The sequence below is a fragment of the Stenotrophomonas sp. LST15-1-1.1 genome, from assembly GCF_040815575.1.
GTDB lineage: Bacteria > Pseudomonadota > Gammaproteobacteria > Xanthomonadales > Xanthomonadaceae > Stenotrophomonas > Stenotrophomonas lactitubi_B.
Genome location: NZ_JBFPNJ010000012.1, coordinates 531,252 through 550,558 on the forward strand (window position 1 = coordinate 531,252; position 19,307 = coordinate 550,558).

The window sequence follows — 19,307 nt, forward strand, 5'->3', positions numbered from 1 at the left end:
ACGTGGTGTGCAGGTTCGAACCATCTTTCGGTGGACGCCACGGTCCCCGCAGGATTTGGCACCTACGCAGGCGCTTTCGCGTCTGCGGGCTGCCCCGGCTTCAAAGGGCCTGTCCCTCTGCCGGTCTCGATGGTGGAGCCACGATGCCAGTCCTTTCCGGGCATGTCAATCCCTTCATGCGGATAAAGAGATGAATAAGCGGAGAGGCCGCCGCCCTTCCCCCTTCCCTACAGCTTGCGTAGAGTCCCGGCGGTCCATGTCGCTGGAGCCATCGATGCGCCGTTTGCCCCTGTCCTGCCTGCTGCTGCCCCTGTTGGCGAGCGCCTCCGCGAACGCCGCCGACTGGCGCCAGGGCTGGGGACTGGTGCCGCAGACTGCAGCCGCGCGCAGTGCCGACGCCGCGCCGCAAGCGGCGCCGGTGGCACGCCTGCGGCTGCAGCCGATCGGCGACCAGTGGCAGGCCCGGATCGACAATCCGCTGTCCGGCCCGGTGCAGATCGAGCTGCGCGCGGCCCCCGGCACGCAGGTGGAGGGCCTGCCGCTGCAGTCGCTGGTGCAGGCCACCGGCAGCCTGGTAGTCGGCCACCTGCCCTCCCCTTCCAACGGCAAGGCACTGGACCTTCGCCTGCAGTCGGTGCCGGGCAATCCGGCCGCGCGCGCCGAAGACGTCGCCTATCGCCTGCCGTTCGCAGCTGTCCAGCTGCGTGTGGACCAGGCGCCGCAGGGCCGGTTCAGCCACGATGACGAGGAGAACCGCGACGCCATCGACTTTGCCCTGCCCGAAGCAACGCAGGTCCTGGCCGCCCGCGAGGGCACGGTGATGCAGGTACAGGACGGTTTCCGCGGCAATGGCCTGGATCGTGAACGCGATGCCGGACGCGCCAACTTCATTCGCATCCTGCATAGCGATGGCAGCATGGCGATGTACGCCCACCTGCAGGCCGGCGGCATGCGGGTCCGTCCCGGCCAGGCCGTGCAGGCTGGCCAGCCGATCGGCCTGTCCGGCAACAGTGGCTACAGCACCGCCCCGCACCTGCACTTCGTGGTGCAGCTCAACCGGGGCCTGGGCCTGCGCTCGGTGCCGGTGCGCATCCTCGCCCCGCAGGGCGAATTGCACTTCGCCCGCGAGGGCAGCGGCGACGCCAGCGCCGGGCGCTGACCCGCCGACGCCGGCAGGCCGGTATAATCGGGCGCTTATCTCTTTGAAAAGCGCCCCGTGCGGGCGCCACTGCCATGTCCGAAGTCGCCACCGAAGCGTCGCGTCGCCGCACGTTCGCCATCATTTCCCATCCTGACGCCGGCAAGACCACGCTGACCGAAAAGCTGCTGCTGTTCGGAGGCGCGATCCAGATGGCCGGCTCAGTGAAGGGCCGCAAGGCTGCCCGCCACGCCACCTCGGACTGGATGGCGCTGGAAAAGGAGCGCGGCATCTCCGTCACCTCCTCGGTGATGCAGTTCCCGTACGAAGGCAAGATCATCAACCTGCTCGACACCCCGGGCCACGCCGACTTCGGCGAGGACACCTACCGCGTGCTGACCGCCGTGGACTCGGCGCTGATGGTGATCGACGTGGCCAAGGGCGTGGAAGAGCGCACCATCAAGCTGATGGAAGTGTGCCGCCTGCGCGACACCCCGATCATGACCTTCATCAACAAGCTCGATCGCGAAGGCAAGGAGCCGATCGACCTGCTGGATGAGGTTGAAAGCGTGCTCGGCATCCAGTGCGCACCGGTCACCTGGCCGATCGGCATGGGCCAGCGCCTGAAGGGCGTGGTCCACCTGATCACCGGCGAAGTGCACCTGTACGAACAGGGCCGCAACTTCACCCGCCAGGATTCGACCATCTTCCCGTCGATCGATTCGCCCGGGCTGGCCGAGAAAATCGGTGAGCGGATGCTGGCCGATCTGCGCGACGAACTGGAACTGGTGCAGGGCGCCAGCCATCCGTTCGACCTGCAGGCCTACCGGGCCGGCAAGCAGACCCCGGTGTTCTTCGGCTCGGGCGTGAACAACTTCGGCGTGCAGCCGCTGCTGGACTTCTTCGTCGAGCACGCGCCGTCCCCGCAGGCACGCTCCACCACCGGTCGCGACGTCGCCCCGCAGGAGCCGAAGCTGACCGGCTTCGTGTTCAAGATCCAGGCCAACATGGACCCGCAGCACCGTGACCGCGTGGCGTTCATGCGCGTCTGCTCGGGCCGGTTCACTGCCGGCATGAAGACCCTGCACGTGCGCACCGGCAAGGACATGAAGCTGGCCAATGCGCTGACCTTCATGGCCAGCGACCGCGAAATCGCCGCAGAGGCCTGGCCGGGCGATGTCATCGGCATCCACAACCACGGCACCATTTCCATCGGTGACACCTTCACCGAAGGCGAAGCGATCACCTTCACCGGCATCCCCAACTTCGCTCCGGAACTGTTCCGTCGCGCCCGCCTGCGCGATCCGCTCAAGCTAAAGCAGCTGCAGAAGGGCCTGGCACAGTTGTCCGAGGAAGGCGCGACCCAGTTCTTCCGTCCGCTGACCAGCAACGACCTGATCCTGGGCGCGGTGGGCGTGCTGCAGTTCGACGTAGCCGCCTACCGCCTGAAGGACGAGTACGGCGTGGAAGCCACGTTCGAGCCGGTCAGTGTCACCACCGCACGCTGGGTCCATTGCAGCAACGAGAAGAAGCTGGAGGAGTTCCGCGAGAAGAATGCGCTGAACCTGGCGCTCGACGCCGCCGGCCACCTGGTCTACCTGGCGCCGACCCGGGTCAACCTGCAGCTGGCGCAGGAACGCGCGCCGGATGTGCGTTTCTCGGCAACCCGGGAAGCCGCGCATACGGTCACCGGCAACTGATTGCAGCGACCATACGGTGGCGGGGGTGCACGCGCCCGCCATCGCGGCGATGATAGGGGGGTGCAGGTCCCCCTCCCTGCAGACGATGCCCATGCCATGTCCACGACTTCTGTTGCTTCGATCCGTGAAGAAATTGCCAGCGCCCTGACCCACGGGCTGGGTGCGGTGCTGGCCCTGGCCGCCAGCGCAGTACTGATCACCCTGGCCGCGATCTACGGCGATGGCTGGCAGCTGGCCAGCGCGATCGTGTTCGGCGTCGCCCTGCTGCTGCTGTACACCGCCTCCACGCTGTACCACGCCATCCAGCATCCGCAGGCCAAGGGCCGCCTGAAAGTATTCGACCATTGCGCGATCTATGTGCTGATCGCCGGCACCTATACCCCGTTCACCCTGATCGGCCTGCGCGGCCCCTGGGGCTGGGGCATGTTCACGGCGATCTGGGCGCTGGCGCTCGGCGGCGTGGTGTTCAAGCTGTTCTACACCGGCCGCTTCAAGGTGTTGTCCACGGTGATCTACATCGCCATGGGCTGGCTGGTGGTGGTGGCGATCAAGCCGATGTGGGCCTCGATCGATGGCGGCACCCTGGCCTGGCTGTTCGGCGGCGGCCTGTCCTATACGCTGGGCACCTACTTCTACCACCGCGAATCCATCCCCTATTCGCATGCGATCTGGCATCTGTTCGTGATCGGCGGCAGCGTCTGCCACTTCGTCGCAGTGACCCGACAGGTGCTGTGACCGCTGATCTGCGGTAGCGCCGGGCCCTGCCCGGCAAGCAGGCGTCCACTGTGCACGCCATGCACATGAACGCTTCGCGCCCCGTCCACCGCGACGGGGCAACCATGGCAGCGTGAATGCTGCCTCTGCTCCTGCTGCTCCCAAGGCGTCGCGCTGGCGCCTGCGCCGTCCCGGTCCACGCGGGCAGCGCTGGCTGGCCGTGCTGGTGTTCCTGTTCGCGGCGATCCTGGTACTCATTGCGCTGTGGGACTGGAACTGGTTCAAGGGCCCGGTGGAACGTGCGGTGCAGGCGCGCACCGGGCGCGCCCTGCACATCGGCAACCTGGATGTCGACCTCGGCCGCACCACCACCGTGCGTGCCGACACCCTCACCTTCGCCAATGCGCCCTGGGCGAAACAGCCGAACATGGCCAGCGCCGACCGGGTCGAGATCGACGTGCGCGTGTGGCCACTGCTGCGCGGCAACGTGCAGCTTCCCGAAGTCCGACTGACCCGCCCTGACGTACTGCTGGAGACGGCGCCGCGCAAAGGCGAGCCGGGCAACTGGGATTTCCTCGGCGACAGCAAGGGCGGCACCACACCGCAGCTCAAGCACCTGCGCATCGATGATGGCCGCCTGCAATTCCTCGACGCGCTCGGTCGCACCGATATCCTGGTGAACGTGCGCAGCGGCGAACCGAAACAGGCCGACGCCGCACCACCGTTGCTGGTGGCCGGCAAAGGTCGCTGGCGAGGCAATCCATTCGTCCTGAGCGGCGGCACCGAATCGCCGCTTGAACTGACTGACAGCGCCCATCCCTTCCGCATCCATCTGGATGGCCGCGCCGGCGCCACCCATGCCATTGCCAGCGGCACCTTGACCAACCCGTTCCAGCTGCAGGTGTTCGACCTGCAGTTCGCGCTGAGCGGCAACGACCTGGCCGACCTGTATCCATTGCTGGGCATCGCCATTCCGCCCTCCCCGCCATATGCCCTGGACGGTCGCCTGAAGCGTGATCACCAGGTGTGGCGCTACGAGCGCTTCACCGGCAAAGTCGGCGACAGCGATCTGGGCGGCGATGTGCAGTTCGACGTCTCCCGGGAACGCCCACGGATGACCGCGGACCTGGTGTCGCGTCGTCTTGATTTCGATGACCTTGCCGGTTTCGTCGGCGCCCCCCCGAAGACCGGCGGCGGTGAGACCGCCAATGCAGAACAGAGGGCCGAGGCTGCGCGCGTGGCCGCCAGCGCAAAGGTGTTGCCGGCCACCCCGTACAACCTCGGCAAGCTGCGTGCGATGGATGCGGATGTGCGCTGGAAGGCCCAGCGCATCAATGCGCCGAAGCTGCCGCTGGACGACATGGATGCGCACCTGCTGCTGGATGATGGTGTGCTGCGGCTGGACCCGCTGAACTTCGGCGTTGCCGGCGGCGACATCCGCAGCACCATCCGCATGGACGCACGTCGGCCGCAGATCGCAACGACCTTCAAGGCCAGCGCACGCGGCGTGCAGCTGGGCCAGTTGTTCCCCGATGCCAAGCTGGCCGAGCAGGCCAAGGGCGGTATCAGCGGCAGTATCGACCTGACCGGCAGCGGCAACTCGATCGCCGCGATGCTCGGCAGCAGCAGCGGCAACGTAGCGTTGGGCATGGGCCGCGGCCATGTCGGCAACCTGCTGATGGAAGTGGCGGGGCTGGACATCACCGAGTCGCTGAAATTCCTGTTCACCGGCGACAAACAGATTCCGCTGCGCTGCGCCTTCGCCGATTTCGGCGTGCGCGAGGGCCTGATGCATACCCGGTCGATGGCAGTGGACACCACCGACACGATCATCCTCGGCGAGGGCGATGTCAGCCTGCGCGATGAAACGCTGGACCTGCTGCTGAAGCCACGCCCCAAGGACAGGAGCATCCTGGTGCTGCGCTCACCCCTGCGCATCGGCGGCACCTTCAAGGACCCGTCGTTCCGCCCCGACTTCAAGGCGCTGGGTCTCCGTGGCGCGGTGGCGTTGACGCTGGGCAGCATCGCGCCGCCGGCGGCACTGCTGGCCACCATCGAGCTGGGCCCGGGCAAGGATGCCGACTGCGGTGGGCACTACGCGAAGTAGAGCGGGCGTTCGCGGCACCTTGATTCCCAGGCGGAGAGCCGAAGCAAGGCAACAGGCAGGACACGCCGTAAACCCGTCCTTGGGGGCTCGGTCGGCGCATCCATGCGCCTCACGGTCCTGCCTGCCGCCTTGCTCCGACTTCGGAGAGTTCCCTGCAGCCGCGGAACGAGAGCAGGAATTCAAGATCAAAAGAAGAAGCACAGAGCAGAATCAAAAGCAGTGCCAACCTAGGTTGGCGTCTACCAAGCCAGATCAAGCGGGATCAAATACCCACCGCGCTCGCAGGAACGCGTCCTGAGGTGGAGGGCATGGGCGTGCAGGACCGTTGGCGCCATGGGCCCGGCGCATGCGCCGGGCGGGTTGGGCAGGACGCCCAACCCCGGTCTTGCCGTGTGCGCAGGACAGCGCACACGAGCAAGGCGCCATCGAGCCCCCAGGGATGGGTTTACGGCGTGTCCTGCACGGCCATGCCCTCCGCCTCCCCGCACATCAGGAAGGCGCTGCTTTGGCTTTGGCAGTTGCTTGAAAAAGCGGGCCGGCGGGCCGCAGGCCCGCCAGCGACAAACTCATCCCGCCACGATGTACTGCTGCAGCTGATCCAGCTCGCGCCGCTGCGTATCGATCACCGACTTCACCAGGTCACCGATCGAGATCACCCCGAGTACCTGCCCGCCCTCGACCACCGGCAGATGGCGGATGCGGTAATCGGTCACCAGCTGCAGGCAGTGTTCCACCTGCTCACCCGGGGTCACTGTCACTACTTTCGCGGTCATGATCTCCGACACCGCCGTATCGCGCGACGAACGATCGTGCAGCACGATCTTGCGTGCGTAATCGCGCTCGGACAGGATCCCGACCAGTCGCGGTCCATCCATCACCAGCACCGCACCGATGCCCTTCTGCGCCATCAGCCGGATCGCATCGATCACCGCCGCGCCAGGCGCGACCGCATGCACTTCAGGGGACTTGCCGTCCAACAGTTGCCGTACCGACGTCATCTGCCTGCCCTCCCAGGGTGGGTTGCAGCTCCGAGTCTGCCACGGAAGGGGCCAACCATGCGTCAACCAGGTACAACGGCCGTTGCTTGGACTCCTCGTACAAGCGCCCCAGGTACTCGCCGATCAGCCCCAGCGCGATCAACTGCACGCCCCCCAGGAACAGGATCACCGCCATCATCGTCGGCCAGCCGGCCACCCGGTCGCCATACATTGCGGCCTTGGCGATCACCCAGATGGCAAAAACGAAGGCCACGCCAGCAGTGGCCAATCCCATGTAGGTGGCCGCCCGCAACGGCACCGTCGAGAAGCCGGTGATGCCTTCCAGTGCGAAGTTCCACAGCCGCCACAGGCTGAACTTGCTGCTGCCGGCCAAACGGGCATGCCGGTGATACGGCACCGCCACGCGACGGAAACCGACCCAGCTGAAGAGGCCCTTCATGAACCGGTGACGTTCGCGCATCTCTCGCAACGCGCTCAGCGCGCGCGGCGACAACAAGCGGAAATCACCGGTATCGGCCGGGATGGGCGTGCGCGAGAGGCGACCGATCACTCGGTAGAACACCGATGCGGCAGCACGCTTGCTCCAGCTCTCGCCGTCACGTGCCAGGCGCGTGCCGTAGACGTTGTCGTAGCCCTCGCGCCAACGTTCGACAAAGTGCGGCACCAGTTCCGGCGGGTCCTGGCCATCGGCATCGAGGATCATCGCTGCGCCTTCGCGCACATGGTCCAGGCCGGCGGTCAGCGCCGCCTCCTTGCCGAAGTTGCGCGACAGCTTCAGCGCCGATACCCGCGGGTCGGCCTGGGCCAGAGAGGCGATCAACGACCAGGTCGTGTCAGTGCTGCCGTCATCCACGTACAGGATGTGTCCATCGATGCCGGCCAGGCCATCCAGTACCGCGCACACTCGCGGATGCAGCTGGGGTAGAACCAGCTCTTCGTTATGCGCGGCGATGACGAAGGTAAGACGCTCACGGGTCATCGCCGGATTGTACGTCGTAGACGGGCGTGCAGCCCGCCAGTCCACCGTTCAAGCCCCCTCTTTGCCACACGGATACGAGAGGCACCCCGACACCGCTCGTGCCCCTCAGTCCTCGGCCAGATAGCCCGCTCCACCCAGCTGCCGTGCCTGCCGCTGGATCCACGCCGCACGACGCTGCACGTACGGGCCGGGCTTTGCCGCGTTGTAGCGACGCGGCGCTGGCAACACTGCCGCGAGGCGCGCGCTCTCCGCAGGACTCAACCGCGCGGCGTCCTTGCCCCAGAATGTCTGCGCCGCCGCCTGTGCGCCGTACACCCCATCGCCGAACTCGGCGATGTTGGCGTACATCTCCAGGATCCGCTGCTTCGGCCAGAACGCTTCGATCAGCACCGTGTACCAGACCTCCAGGCCCTTGCGGATCCAGCTGCGGCCCTGCCACAGGAACAGGTTCTTGGCCACCTGCTGGCTGATCGTGCTGGCCCCGCGCAGGCGTCCACCGCGCGCGTTGTGGTCGCGCGCCTTTTCAATGGCCTGCAGGTCGAACCCGCTGTGCTCAGGGAAGCGCTGATCTTCTGCAGCCACCAGCGAAATCGGCAGGCTGGGCGCCATCTGGTCGAGGTCCCGCCATTGGTAATGCAGCCGGTAGGACCAGTCGCCTTCACCCAGTGCCTCGCCGAAACGCCAGACCATCACCGTGGACAACGACGGATCGATGAAACGCAGCACCAGCACCTGCAGGCAGCTGAAGGCCACGAACAGCACCGGCAGCCACAGCAGCCGCTTCCAGCGCCAGCGCCGACATGGCGCCGTGTCGGCGGCGGCCACTACCTTGTCCTGCTCTCCCCCTGCCCCCATTACTGGTGCATCCTTCTTATGCCTGGTTGTCGGCGCATTATCCGGCAACCATCCCCGTTTCCGCGCGATGTGAGCCGATGACCGCCCAATCCGATTCCCTTATCCGTTTCCTGCTCCCCGACGCCGGTGTCCGTGGCGTCCATGTGCGCCTGCAGGCCACCTGGCAGGACATCCAGTCCCACGGCGAATATCCGGACAGTGCCACCGAACTGCTCGGCGACGCCTGCGTGGCCTCGGCGCTGTTCACCGGCCACACCAAGGTGGACGGTCGCCTGTCGATCCAGCTGCGCAGCAATACCGCGCTGCGCACCCTGTTCGCCGAATGCACCGCCGCCGGCACCCTGCGCGGCATCGTCCAGCTGGCCGAAGGCGGTGACGCCCCCCGCGACCTGACCGACCTGGGCCAGGACGCCCTGCTGGCCATCACCATCGAAAATCCGGGCCTGGATCCGCGCGAACCGCAGCGCTACCAGAGCCTGGTCGCGCTGACCGCGCCGGAACTCGATGAAGCGTTCGAGGACTACTTCCGCCAGTCCGAGCAGTTGCCGACGCGCCTGCTGCTGGCCGCCGACCGCGACGGCGCTGCCGGCCTGCTGCTGCAGAAGCTGCCGGGCGACGAGGGCGACGACGACGGCTGGGCCCGCGCCAGCGCGCTGTTCGACACCCTGGGCAAGGCCGAGCTGCTGGCCACCCCGGCCGAGGAGCTGCTGCACCGGTTGTTCCACGAGGAAAAAGCAGAGCTGGTGGGTGACAAGGCGCTGTCATTCGCCTGCTCCTGCTCGCGTGAACGGGTTGCCTCGATGCTGGTCTCGCTGGGCGAGGAAGAGGCCCGTGCGGCTGCCGAAGACACCGGCGCGGTGGACGTACGTTGCGAATTCTGCGGACAGGAGTATCACTTTCCGTTGACGGAGTTCGGCATACTGTTCCACGGTGCCCAGGGGGCTGTACCGGCACCTGAACGTCTTCAGTGAAAACGAACGAGTCTTGTATCTGGGGAGGAGCAAGGCTTGTTAAGAATTCATAAACACCCTAGGATCGAGTTCCCGCCCCAGCGGGAACTTTCACTGTCCGTCACTGTCTGAACTGGTCCGATGCGTACCTTCCTGCGTCTACCGCTGGCCCTGCTGATCGCCCTTGGCGCGATCACGGGCGTGCATGCGCAGAGCAAGGACACCCGCACCGTGATTCCGGTGTGGAACAAGGGCAGCGGCAAGGTCGAGGCCCTGCTGTACCTGGAGCCGACCGGTGAACAGGCAGTGGGCGCACGCTGGCATTTCGGCCGCAATTCGCTCGATGCTGCGTTCGGCCTGTCTTCGGGTGACTCGCTTGGCCTGCTGTGCAACAGCAGCAGCGGTTCGAGCATCAGCGGACTGGCGAGCCATTGCATGCTGGCCAGCCTGGGTGACGACGATGACGCCATCGGCTCCAACCGGCGCCTGACCGGCACCGCCGCGCTCAACCGTGGTACCGGCCGCCTGGGAATCACTGCCGGCACCGGTCGCGAGACCCTGCCCGCCTGGCTGGCGACGCCCAGCAAGACCCCCTCGCTGCGCGCCGAACAGAATGACCTGACCGTGTTCGCACAGAAGAACATCGGTCGCGAAGGCTTTGTCTCCATCGCCGGCACCTATGCCAAGGCGCGCCTGGTACCCCTGGCTGACGCCTCGCCGGCCATCGTCGACCGCTGGGACAGCAAGAGCTTGAGCCTGGGCGCAGGCTACGGCAATTTCAGTGGCAGCATCATCGGTCGCGTGGTTGACGTTCCCGGCAAGCCCGGCAAATGGGAAGGCCTGGGCATCGGCCTGACCTGGCGCACCCCGTGGTCCGGCCAGCTCACCGTCGGCGCGGAAAACGTCATCAGCCGCGGCAAGAACCCGTTCTCCCCGCGCAACGAAAGCAACGATGACGGCACCGTGCCGTACGTGCGCTATGAGCAGGATCTGTAGTCGATCAACGACTGCGAACAAACTGTGTTCAACATCGGGCGCCCTGGGCGCCCGAATTGTTTCCGGACACCTCTGTCAAGTGCGAAAAGCACCGATCCGTTACAAACGGATACAACGCGACATGCATCAACTGAAACTTTTTTGTGCCTTGAAGGCGGGTAGACGCAGCAGCGCCCCTGCGCGCACTCGGATAACTCATTGAAATACAAGAAATAGAAGCCCATTCATGTGTAACCACAGCGTGAATTAACGCAGCTTTAATTTTTGGCGAAGGGTCGTTACTATCGATTCAGCCTCGCGATTTTGGAGCCTTCTTTTTTGGCACCGCCGCGCAGGCACTACCCCAGCCAAGATTTCTTGGAGAGAGAGAGCCAATGAATTTCCAGTCCAACAAGCTGCGTGACGCTGTCGTCGTCGCGCTGATCGCCGGTGCGGCGACGTCCGTAACAGCCCAGGCGCAGGAAGCGACCAACCTGGATCGCATTTCGGTGACCGGTTCGCGCATCAAGAGCACCGACATCGAAACCTCGCAGCCGGTCCTGAGCCTGACCCGCGCCGACATCGAAAAGCAGGGCGTGACCTCGGTCGCCGACATCCTGCAGCGCATCGCCGCCAACGGCGCCGCACTGAACCGCACCTTCAACAACGGCGGCGACGGTTCATCCGGCATCAGCCTGCGCAACCTTGGTTCGGACCGTACCCTGGTGCTGGTCAATGGCCGCCGCTGGACCACCGGCCTGGACGGCAGCGTCGATCTGAACACCATCCCGACCGCGATGGTCGAGCGCATCGACGTCCTGAAGGACGGCGCTTCCACCATCTACGGTTCGGACGCCATCGCCGGCGTGGTGAACATCATCACCAAGCAGAACTTCGACGGCGCCGAAGCAAACTTCTACAAGGGCCAGTACAGCGCTGGCGACGGCGAGCGTGAAGCGGCCGATTTCACCATCGGCACCACCACCGATCGCGCGTCGGTGATGCTGGGCGTCTCCTACGTCAAGGAAGGCAAGGTCATGGCCGGCGATCGCAAGATCTCCGCTGGCGGCCCGCCGTTCTTCAGCGGCCAGAGCAGCACCGGCATGCCGGGCTCCTACATCCGTGACGAAGAGCGTTATGTGCAGATCAACGGCGTCGAAACGCCGTTCAACGCCAACATCCACGGCTACAACACTGCTCCGGACAACTACCTGCTGACCCCGCAGGAGCGCACTTCGCTGTTCGCGTCGGGTTCGTACAACGTCACCGACAACATCACCTTCCGTACCGAGGCGATGTACAACGAGCGCAAGTCCGAGCAGCTGCTGGCGGCCATGCCGGTCACCGGCATGCGTCTCAGCGCCAACAGCATGTACAACCCGACGGGTGAAGACCTGACCGGCGTCAATCGTCGCTTCAATGAAAGCGGCGGCCGTTCGTTCAACCAGAACGTCAAGAACTGGCACTTCTACGGTGGCTTCGAAGGCTTCTTCGAATTCGCCGACCGCAACTTCGACTGGGATGTCGGCTACCGCTACGACAAGACCGACCAGAACGACCTGACCTACGGTCTGTTCAACCTGGCCAACCTGCGCAACGCCTACGGCCCGTCGGAAATGCGTGGCGGTGTGCCGGTCTGCGTCACCGCCCCGGGCGGCGACATCATTCCGGAGTGCGTGCCGGTCAACGCTCTGGGCCCGGAAGGCTCGATCAGCCAGGCCGCGATTGATTACACCTCGTTCACCGCACACGATTCGTCGAGTCTGGTATCCAAGGGTTACTACGCCAACATCTCCGGTGAAATCGTGCAGCTGCCGGCCGGTGCTCTGGCCTTCGCTGCCGGTTACGAGTACCGCAAAGAGACCGGCCAGTTCGATCCGGACGCCTTCATCGCTGCGGGCCTGAGCACCGGCAACGGCGCCAAGCCCACCAAGGGCGGTTACGACCTGGACGAAGTGTTCCTGGAACTGTCGATCCCGGTGCTGGCCGACCTGCCGGGCGCCAAGCTCCTCGACTTCAGCGCGGCAACCCGCTACTCGAAGTACAGCAACTTCGGCAACACCACCAACAACAAGTTCGGTTTCCGCTGGAAGCCGATCGACGACCTGATGATCCGCGGCAACTACTCGGAAGGCTTCCGCGCGCCGAGCATCAGCAATCTGTACGGTGGTGATGGCGATTCGTACGAAACCTACGCTGATCCGTGCGCGGCCGCCAATGCCCCGACCGGTGCCGTGCTTGCCCAGTGTATTGCCCAGGGTGTGCCGGCCGGCTTCGTCCAGCCGGGCACGGAAGATGAGGATGGCGTGCCGCAGTCGGGCGCGACCCAGACCGAAGAACCGTTCACCTGGAAGTCGAACCCGAATCTGAAGCCGGAAACCTCCACCAGCAAGACGCTGGGCCTGGTGTGGAGCCCGAGCTTCGTGAGCGGCCTGAACGTGACCCTGGACTGGTGGCAGATCAAGATCGAAGACGCCATCACCCGTCCGGCGATCCAGGACATCATGAACTACTGCTACGGCGGTTCGCCGGCCGAGCAGGCAGCCTACTGCGGCCTGATCACCCGTGATCCGACCTATGGCACCACCGCGCAGCGTTACACCATCACCAACGTCGACATGCCACTGCAGAACCTGGCGTCGTACAAGGTGGAAGGCTGGGATCTGGGCGTCCTGTACCGTCTGCCGGAAACCTCGTTCGGCCAGTTCACCATCAGCTGGGACAGCACCTATCTGGCCAAGTGGGAAACCAAGGCCACGCGCGACTCTGAAGTGGAAGGCCGCCAGGGCCGTTACCTCGACCAGGATCCGTACTGGCGCATCCGTTCCAACCTGTATGTCGATTGGTCCTTCGGTGACTTCGGTGTCAATTACGGCCTGCGCTACAAGTCCGGCATGACCGAAGACTGCCTGCTGGGCGGCGCGCTGCGCAGCTACTGCTCCGATCCGGAAGGTCGCAAGAACCACATGGGTGCCACCACCTACCACGACATCCAGGTGCGCTACAACACCCCGTGGAAGGGCACGATCATGCTGGGTCTGAACAACGCATGGGACAAGCAGCCGCCGGTCTCGTACTCGACCTCGTACAACATGTTCGACCCGCAGTACGACCTGCCGGGCCGCTACATGTACATGCAGTACAAGCAGAAGTTCTGATCGATCCACTGATCAGCTGATGCAGCAACGGCCCCGAAAGGGGCCGTTGTTTTTTGGGCGTCCGCTGCTGGCGTCGACGCCAACGAAAAAGGCCGCGGCATCGCCGCGGCCTTTCTGCATCCAGCGATGAAGATCGTTCAGCCGTTCGGAATCAGCGTGTCGATCAGGTGCTCGACATACGCTTCGAAATCCTCGCGCGCCTGCTTGGGCTGCTGCAGTTGCAGCGACAACTGCAGGAAGCCCACATATGCCGCGTAGGCCAGGCGTGCGCGATGGCGTGCATCGGTCGAGCTCAGGCCCGCCTGACGGAAGGAGGCGATCAGGTAATCGAGCCGCCGCTGCGACACGCGGTCGATCACCGGCCGCACCATCGGATGGTCCAGCGCCTTCAGCAGTTCGCTGTAGATGATGTGCGGCTGTACTTCGTGCGCCACCATCTGGAACAGCTGGCGCAGGCGCACGCGCGGGTCCGGCACGTCTTCCAGGCTGCCGAACACCTGTTCCTGCTCGAACAGTTCCCAGCGTTCCAGCGCGGCCTGCAGCAGCGCATCACGCGAGGGGAAGTGCCAGTAGAAACTGCCTTTGGTCACGCCAAGGCGGCGCGCCAGCGGCTCCACCGCGACGGCACTCACACCTTGCTCGGCAATCAGATCGAGGGCCGCCTGGGCCCAGTCTTCGGCACTCAGGCGGCTGTTGCGGCCGGCACGCGGTTCGCCGGCGGAAGCGTCAGGTTGATTCATTTGCTGATTTAACCATACGCCGGGGTTCGTTGCAGTACGCGGTTGCGGCCGAAACCGTCGGCAGCCGGGCCAGAAGGGATTCCTGCAGCGCACCATACCGTGCAGTATTGACTTCCTGCAGAAGCAATCCATACTAGCGAGTATGGTTATGTCCCCTACTCCCGCTGCATTCCATGACCTGCGCCTGGAGGCTGCACACGGCGCCTCGCTGGCTGCAACTGCCAGCACCTCCGGTCGTCGCGGACGCGTGCTGTTCGCACACGGCTTTGGCCAGACCCGCCACGCCTGGACGACCACGGCCAAAGCACTGTCGGCCGCTGGCCTGCAGACCCTGGCCTACGACGCCCGCGGTCATGGCGATTCCGACTGGAACGCGACCGATCTGGCCTACCACGGCGAGCAGTTCGCCGATGACCTGATCGTGCTGGCCGGCGAGCAGCCGCGACCGCCGGTGCTGGTGGCCGCGTCCATGGGGGGCCTGTTCGGCCTGCTGGCCGAATCACGCTGGCCCGGGCTGTTCTCGGCGATGGTGCTGGTGGACATCACCCCGCGCTGGGACACCGCTGGCGTCGAACGCATCCTTGCCTTCATGACCGCGCATCCGGAAGGATTCGCCTCGCTGTCGCAGGCTGCCGATGTGATTTCGGCCTATATGCCGCACCGCCCGCGCAAATCCGAGGATTCACTGCGCGCCCTGCTGCGCGACGATGGCCACGGCCGTTGGCGCTGGCATTGGGACCCGCGCCTGGTGGCCGAACTGGCCCGCGACAGCGAGCAGCACCAGGACGCACTGGCCGAAGCCGCGCGCCAGGTGAAGTGCCCCTTGCTGCTGGTCAGCGGTGGCCGCAGCGATCTGGTCACCCCGCAGACGGTGGCCGAATTCCTGGCATTGGCGCCACACGCACGCCACGTACAGTTGCCGCAGGCCACGCACATGGTCGCCGGTGATGACAACGACGCCTTTACCGCTACTGTGTTGGACTATCTGGACGTGTTGCCCGCAGCGGATGCTGCAGCTTCGTCCGCCATAAACGAGCACGTCACCGGAGCACGCTCATGAGCCTCGTCATTCCCTTCCTCGCCCTGCTGCTGGCAGGCGCGTTCGTTGCCTACCACCGCATGCGCCTGCTGACCTGGACGCTGATCAGCGTGGCCCTGCTGGTCGCCTGCTGGTTCATTCCCTACGTCAACCAGACCGCCACGATCGTCGCTGCCGCCGTACTGGCCGTGATCGTCGTGCCGCTGCTGCTGCCCTTCATCCGCAAGCCGCTGCTGACCGGCCCGATGATGAAGGTGTTCCGCAAAGTGCTGCCGCCGCTGTCGCAGACCGAGCGCATCGCCCTGGAAACCGGCTCGGTCGGCTTCGAAGGCGAGCTGTTCACCGGTGACCCGGACTGGAACATCCTGCTGAACTACCCCAAGCCGCAGCTGAGTGCTGAAGAACAGGCCTTCCTCGATGGCCCGGTCGAAGAGCTGTGCAAGATGGTCAACGACTGGGAGATCACCCACGTCCATGCCGACCTGCCGCCGGAGCTGTGGAGCTTCATCAAGAAGAACAAGTTCTTCGGCATGATCATTCCGAAGGAATACGGCGGCCTGGGCTTCAGCGCGCTGGCCCACCACAAGGTGATCCAGAAGCTGGCATCCGTGTCGAGCGTGGTCAGCTCCACCGTTGGCGTACCGAACTCGTTGGGCCCGGGTGAGCTGCTCAACCATTACGGCACCCAGGAACAGAAAGACCAGTACCTGCCGCGCCTGGCCGATGGCCGCGAAGTGCCCTGCTTCGGCCTGACCGGTCCGTTCGCCGGCTCGGACGCCACCTCGATTCCCGATTACGGCATCGTCTGCAAGGGCGAGTGGAACGGCGAGCAGGTGCTCGGCGTCAAGCTCACCTTCGACAAGCGCTACATCACGCTGGCCCCGGTGGCCACGCTGATCGGCCTGGCCTTCCGCATGTACGACCCGGATGGCCTGATCGGCACCACCCGCGATATCGGCATCACCTTGGCCCTGTTGCCGCGTGACACCGCCGGCGTGGAAATCGGCCGTCGCCATTTCCCGCTCAACTCGACCTTCCAGAACGGCCCGATCCGTGGCAAGGATGTCTTCATCCCGCTGACCCAGCTGATCGGCGGCGCCGAGAAGGCCGGCAAGGGCTGGAACATGCTCAACGAGTGCCTGGCCGTCGGCCGCTCGATCACCCTGCCCTCCACCGCCAGCGGCGGTGCCAAGGCCGGCGCGGTGGTGACCGGTGCCTACGCACGTATCCGCAAGCAGTTCGGCCTGTCGGTCGGCCGCTTCGAAGGCGTGGAAGAAGCGCTGGCCCGCATTGGTGGCAAGGCGTACAAGATCAGCGCGCTGTCGCAGGCTACCGCTGCCGCTGTGGACCGCGGTGACGTGCCGTCGGTGCCGTCGGCGATCGCCAAGTACCACTGCACCAGCATGAGCCGTGAAGTGATCTCGGACGTGATGGACGTGATCGGCGGCAAGGGCATCATCCTGGGGCCGCGCAACTTCGCCGGCCGCAGCTGGCAGGCCGCGCCGATCGCCATCACGGTGGAAGGCGCCAACATCATGACCCGCAGCCTGCTGATCTTCGGCCAGGGTGCGATCCTCTGCCACCCGTGGGTGCTGAAGGAAATGAAGGCCGCGCAGGATCCGGACACCCGTGCCGGCCTGCAGGACTTCGACCGCAGCCTGTTCGGCCACATCCGCTACGGCATCTCCAATGCCGTGCGTTCGTTCTGGTTCGGCCTGACCGGCGCGCGCTTCGGTGCTGCCCCGGGTGACGCCTACACCCGCCGTTACTTCCGCAAGCTGGATCGTTACTCGGCCAACCTGGCGCTGATGGCCGACATCTCGATGATGACGCTGGGCGGCAAGCTGAAGTTCAAGGAATCGCTGTCCGGTCGCCTGGGCGACGTGCTGAGCCACGTCTACATGACCAGCGCCATGCTCAAGCGCTACCACGACGAAGGTGCGCCGCAGGCCGACCAGCCGCTGCTGGCCTGGGCCTTCCATGACAGCGTGCACAAGATCGAGGAATCGCTGTCGGCGGCCCTGCGCAACTTCCCGATCCGTCCGATCGGCTGGCTGATGTGGGCACTGATCTTCCCGCTGGGCCGTCGTGCCGAAGCCCCGGGCGACCGCCTGAGCCGTCGCGTGGCTGCGCTGCTGATGGCACCGAACGAAGCCCGCGACCGCCTCGCCAGCGGCGTGTTCCTGACCCCGTGCGAGAACAACCCGGGTGGCCGCATCAACAGCTACCTGAGCAAGGCGATCATGGCCGAGCCGGTGGAGCGCAAGTTCATCAAGGCGCTCAAGACCAAGGGCATCGAAGCGCTGGATTTCGTCACCCAGTTGGACGAGGCCGTGGCCGAAGGCGTGATCACCCAGGACGAACGCACCCTGCTCGAGGAGCTGCGCACGCTCACCCTGGAAACCATCACCGTGGACGACTTCGATCCGGAAGAGCTGCGCTCGGCGGGCTACTACAAGCGCGAACAGACGGGCGCGCAGTCACAGGCCGCGTGATCGCAGGCACCATGTAAACGACAACGGCGGACTTCGGTCCGCCGTTTCTTTAGGGAGACACCCGATGTCTGCTCCACTGCTTACGCTTTACCACCGCCTGCAGCGCTGGCCTGCCGGCAACTGGTTGTTCTCGCGCGCGGTGTGCTTCAAGGCACCCTACTTCGCCAGCATCGCCCCGCGCATCACGCTCCTCGAGAACGGCCGCTGCGAGGGCACGCTGGCCGACCGCCGCAAGGTGCGCAACCACATCGGCACGGTGCACGCGATCGCGATGTGCAACCTGGCCGAGCTGACCGCCGGGCTGATGGTGGATGCGTCGCTGCCCAAGGGCATGCGCTGGATCCCAAAGGGGATGCAGGTGCAATATCTGGCCAAGGCCCGCGGCACGCTGCACGCGACGGCGTTGCCGGCGCAGCCGATCGTGGTGGCGGCGGAAGGCTACGCGTTGCCGGTGATGGTGAATGTGCGCGACCGCGCTGGGACGGAAGTGTTCAATGCGGTCATCGACATGTGGGTGTCGCCGGCGAAGTGATGTTCCCGCGAACGGCGCAGCCCCTCGTGGGTTGGTCGCTGGAAGCGGGTCATGGGTTGGGCCGGAGGGGTGGGGCCAGGCGGGGACGCCGCAAGTACGTCCCTGTAGGCTTAGCCGCGCCATCCATGGCGCGGATACCCCGCCCGGCCCCAGCCCTCCGGCCTCTGACAGTTCTCTGCGGCGTCCACCCACGCAAGAGAAAAAAGAAGAGCAAAAGCAAAAGCAAAAACAAAAGCAAAAACAAAAGCGGCCCGATGGCCGCTTTTTTCATGCGCGCAGAACCCACGAGCGCAGCGACCCGCTGTTGCTCTTGATCTTCTTTTTCTTCTCCGTGGGCTGGCCGCACACGGAAACTGTCAGGGGTCGGGCGGGTTGGGTTCGCGGGGGTGTCCGCGGCATGGATGCCGCGGCCAAGCCTACAGGGACGTACTTGCGGCGTCCCCCGCGAACCCCACCCGCCCGACCCAACCACATGACCCGCTCTACGCGACCAACCCACGAGGGGCTGCGCCGTTGGCCGGAAACTACGCCACCGCGCGAAGGATCAACGCCAGGATCGCCGGCACCGCCTGGATCATGAAAATGCGCCGGCTCACGCTGTACGCGCCATAGCACCCCGCCACCACCACGCACGCCAGCGAGAACGTCACCAGCACCGGCTGCGCCAACACCAGCCCCACCACGATGCCTGCCGCCAGGAAGCCGTTGTACAGGCCCTGGTTGGCCGCCAACACGCGCGTGGTCTCCGCCTTCTCCGGCGTATTGCGGAACGTCTTCAGGCCCAGCGGGCGGGTCCACAGGAACATCTCCAGCACCAGGAAATAAACGTGCAGCAGTGCGACCAGCAGGGTCAGGGCGAGCGCGATCCAGTACATGGGCGGTTCCTTGAACAGGGATGGAGAATGGGGTCAGATCCCTTTCCCGCAG

Annotated in this window: 15 protein-coding genes and 1 riboswitch; of the genes, 10 read left to right on the plus strand and 5 right to left on the minus strand. The window is 65.3% G+C overall.

Features of this window, described 5'->3' with window-relative positions; all coding sequences use genetic code 11:
- Window positions 1–17 precede the first annotated feature (17 nt).
- Window positions 18–136, minus strand: a riboswitch (SAM riboswitch).
- A gap of 138 nt (window positions 137–274) precedes the next feature.
- The 4 genes from MRBLST15_RS10130 (at window position 275) to MRBLST15_RS10145 (ending at window position 5,659) form a co-directional block, all read left to right on the plus strand.
- Window positions 275–1,159 (plus strand): M23 family metallopeptidase, encoded by an 885-nt coding sequence (locus MRBLST15_RS10130; protein WP_367785823.1) that lies wholly within the window; start codon window positions 275–277, stop codon window positions 1,157–1,159.
- 74 nt (window positions 1,160–1,233) lie between these two features.
- Window positions 1,234–2,838, plus strand: a complete 1,605-nt coding sequence (locus MRBLST15_RS10135) for a peptide chain release factor 3 (protein ID WP_100460065.1) — start codon at window positions 1,234–1,236, stop codon at window positions 2,836–2,838.
- A gap of 96 nt (window positions 2,839–2,934) precedes the next feature.
- The gene (trhA, locus tag MRBLST15_RS10140; RefSeq protein WP_265952318.1) at window positions 2,935–3,573 is read left to right on the plus strand and encodes a PAQR family membrane homeostasis protein TrhA; all 639 of its coding nucleotides are present in this window, start codon (window positions 2,935–2,937) and stop codon (window positions 3,571–3,573) included.
- Window positions 3,574–3,685: 112 nt separating this feature from the next.
- A complete protein-coding gene (locus MRBLST15_RS10145; protein ID WP_367785824.1) occupies window positions 3,686–5,659 on the plus strand; it encodes an AsmA family protein in 1,974 nt (657 codons plus the stop codon).
- Window positions 5,660–6,225: 566 nt separating this feature from the next.
- On the opposite strand, the gene MRBLST15_RS10150 is transcribed toward MRBLST15_RS10145, so the two are convergent.
- From MRBLST15_RS10150 to mtgA, 3 genes are all read right to left on the minus strand, one after another.
- Entirely contained in the window at window positions 6,226–6,657 is a 432-nt protein-coding gene (locus MRBLST15_RS10150; RefSeq protein WP_265952320.1) for a CBS domain-containing protein, read from the minus strand.
- Window positions 6,617–7,636 carry a glycosyltransferase family 2 protein gene (locus tag MRBLST15_RS10155; protein ID WP_312705537.1) on the minus strand — a complete coding sequence of 340 codons (1,020 nt, stop codon included), beginning with the start codon at window positions 7,634–7,636 and terminating at the stop codon, window positions 6,617–6,619. The genes MRBLST15_RS10150 and MRBLST15_RS10155 overlap by 41 nt, the downstream gene beginning before the upstream one ends.
- Window positions 7,637–7,741: 105 nt before the next feature.
- A complete protein-coding gene (gene mtgA, locus MRBLST15_RS10160; protein WP_367785825.1) occupies window positions 7,742–8,491 on the minus strand; it encodes a monofunctional biosynthetic peptidoglycan transglycosylase in 750 nt (249 codons plus the stop codon).
- A gap of 77 nt (window positions 8,492–8,568) precedes the next feature.
- Between mtgA and MRBLST15_RS10165 the strand changes: the two genes are divergently transcribed.
- From MRBLST15_RS10165 to MRBLST15_RS10175, 3 genes are all read left to right on the plus strand, one after another.
- Window positions 8,569–9,462 (plus strand): Hsp33 family molecular chaperone HslO, encoded by an 894-nt coding sequence (locus tag MRBLST15_RS10165; RefSeq protein WP_265952323.1) that lies wholly within the window; start codon window positions 8,569–8,571, stop codon window positions 9,460–9,462.
- Between the two features lie 120 nt (window positions 9,463–9,582).
- On the plus strand, window positions 9,583–10,437 hold the full coding sequence (locus MRBLST15_RS10170; protein WP_032952038.1) for a hypothetical protein: 855 nt from the start codon (window positions 9,583–9,585) through the stop codon (window positions 10,435–10,437).
- 374 nt (window positions 10,438–10,811) lie between these two features.
- The gene (locus tag MRBLST15_RS10175; protein ID WP_367785826.1) at window positions 10,812–13,574 is read left to right on the plus strand and encodes a TonB-dependent receptor plug domain-containing protein; all 2,763 of its coding nucleotides are present in this window, start codon (window positions 10,812–10,814) and stop codon (window positions 13,572–13,574) included.
- Window positions 13,575–13,711: 137 nt separating this feature from the next.
- Here the strand turns inward: MRBLST15_RS10175 and MRBLST15_RS10180 are convergent, their stop codons facing one another.
- Complete coding sequence (locus tag MRBLST15_RS10180; RefSeq protein ID WP_025877807.1) at window positions 13,712–14,314, minus strand: TetR/AcrR family transcriptional regulator; 603 nt, start codon at window positions 14,312–14,314, stop codon at window positions 13,712–13,714.
- 142 nt (window positions 14,315–14,456) lie between these two features.
- Between MRBLST15_RS10180 and MRBLST15_RS10185 the strand changes: the two genes are divergently transcribed.
- The 3 genes from MRBLST15_RS10185 (at window position 14,457) to MRBLST15_RS10195 (ending at window position 18,380) form a co-directional block, all read left to right on the plus strand.
- Window positions 14,457–15,374 carry an alpha/beta fold hydrolase gene (locus MRBLST15_RS10185; protein WP_367785827.1) on the plus strand — a complete coding sequence of 306 codons (918 nt, stop codon included), beginning with the start codon at window positions 14,457–14,459 and terminating at the stop codon, window positions 15,372–15,374.
- Window positions 15,371–17,848 (plus strand): acyl-CoA dehydrogenase, encoded by a 2,478-nt coding sequence (locus MRBLST15_RS10190; protein ID WP_367785828.1) that lies wholly within the window; start codon window positions 15,371–15,373, stop codon window positions 17,846–17,848. The genes MRBLST15_RS10185 and MRBLST15_RS10190 overlap by 4 nt, the downstream gene beginning before the upstream one ends.
- Window positions 17,849–17,912: 64 nt before the next feature.
- The gene (locus MRBLST15_RS10195; protein WP_367785829.1) at window positions 17,913–18,380 is read left to right on the plus strand and encodes a hotdog fold domain-containing protein; all 468 of its coding nucleotides are present in this window, start codon (window positions 17,913–17,915) and stop codon (window positions 18,378–18,380) included.
- 524 nt (window positions 18,381–18,904) lie between these two features.
- Here MRBLST15_RS10195 and MRBLST15_RS10200 read toward each other — a convergent pair.
- Window positions 18,905–19,255, minus strand: a complete 351-nt coding sequence (locus MRBLST15_RS10200; RefSeq protein WP_191078159.1) for a DUF1304 domain-containing protein — start codon at window positions 19,253–19,255, stop codon at window positions 18,905–18,907.
- Window positions 19,256–19,307: the final 52 nt, after the last annotated feature.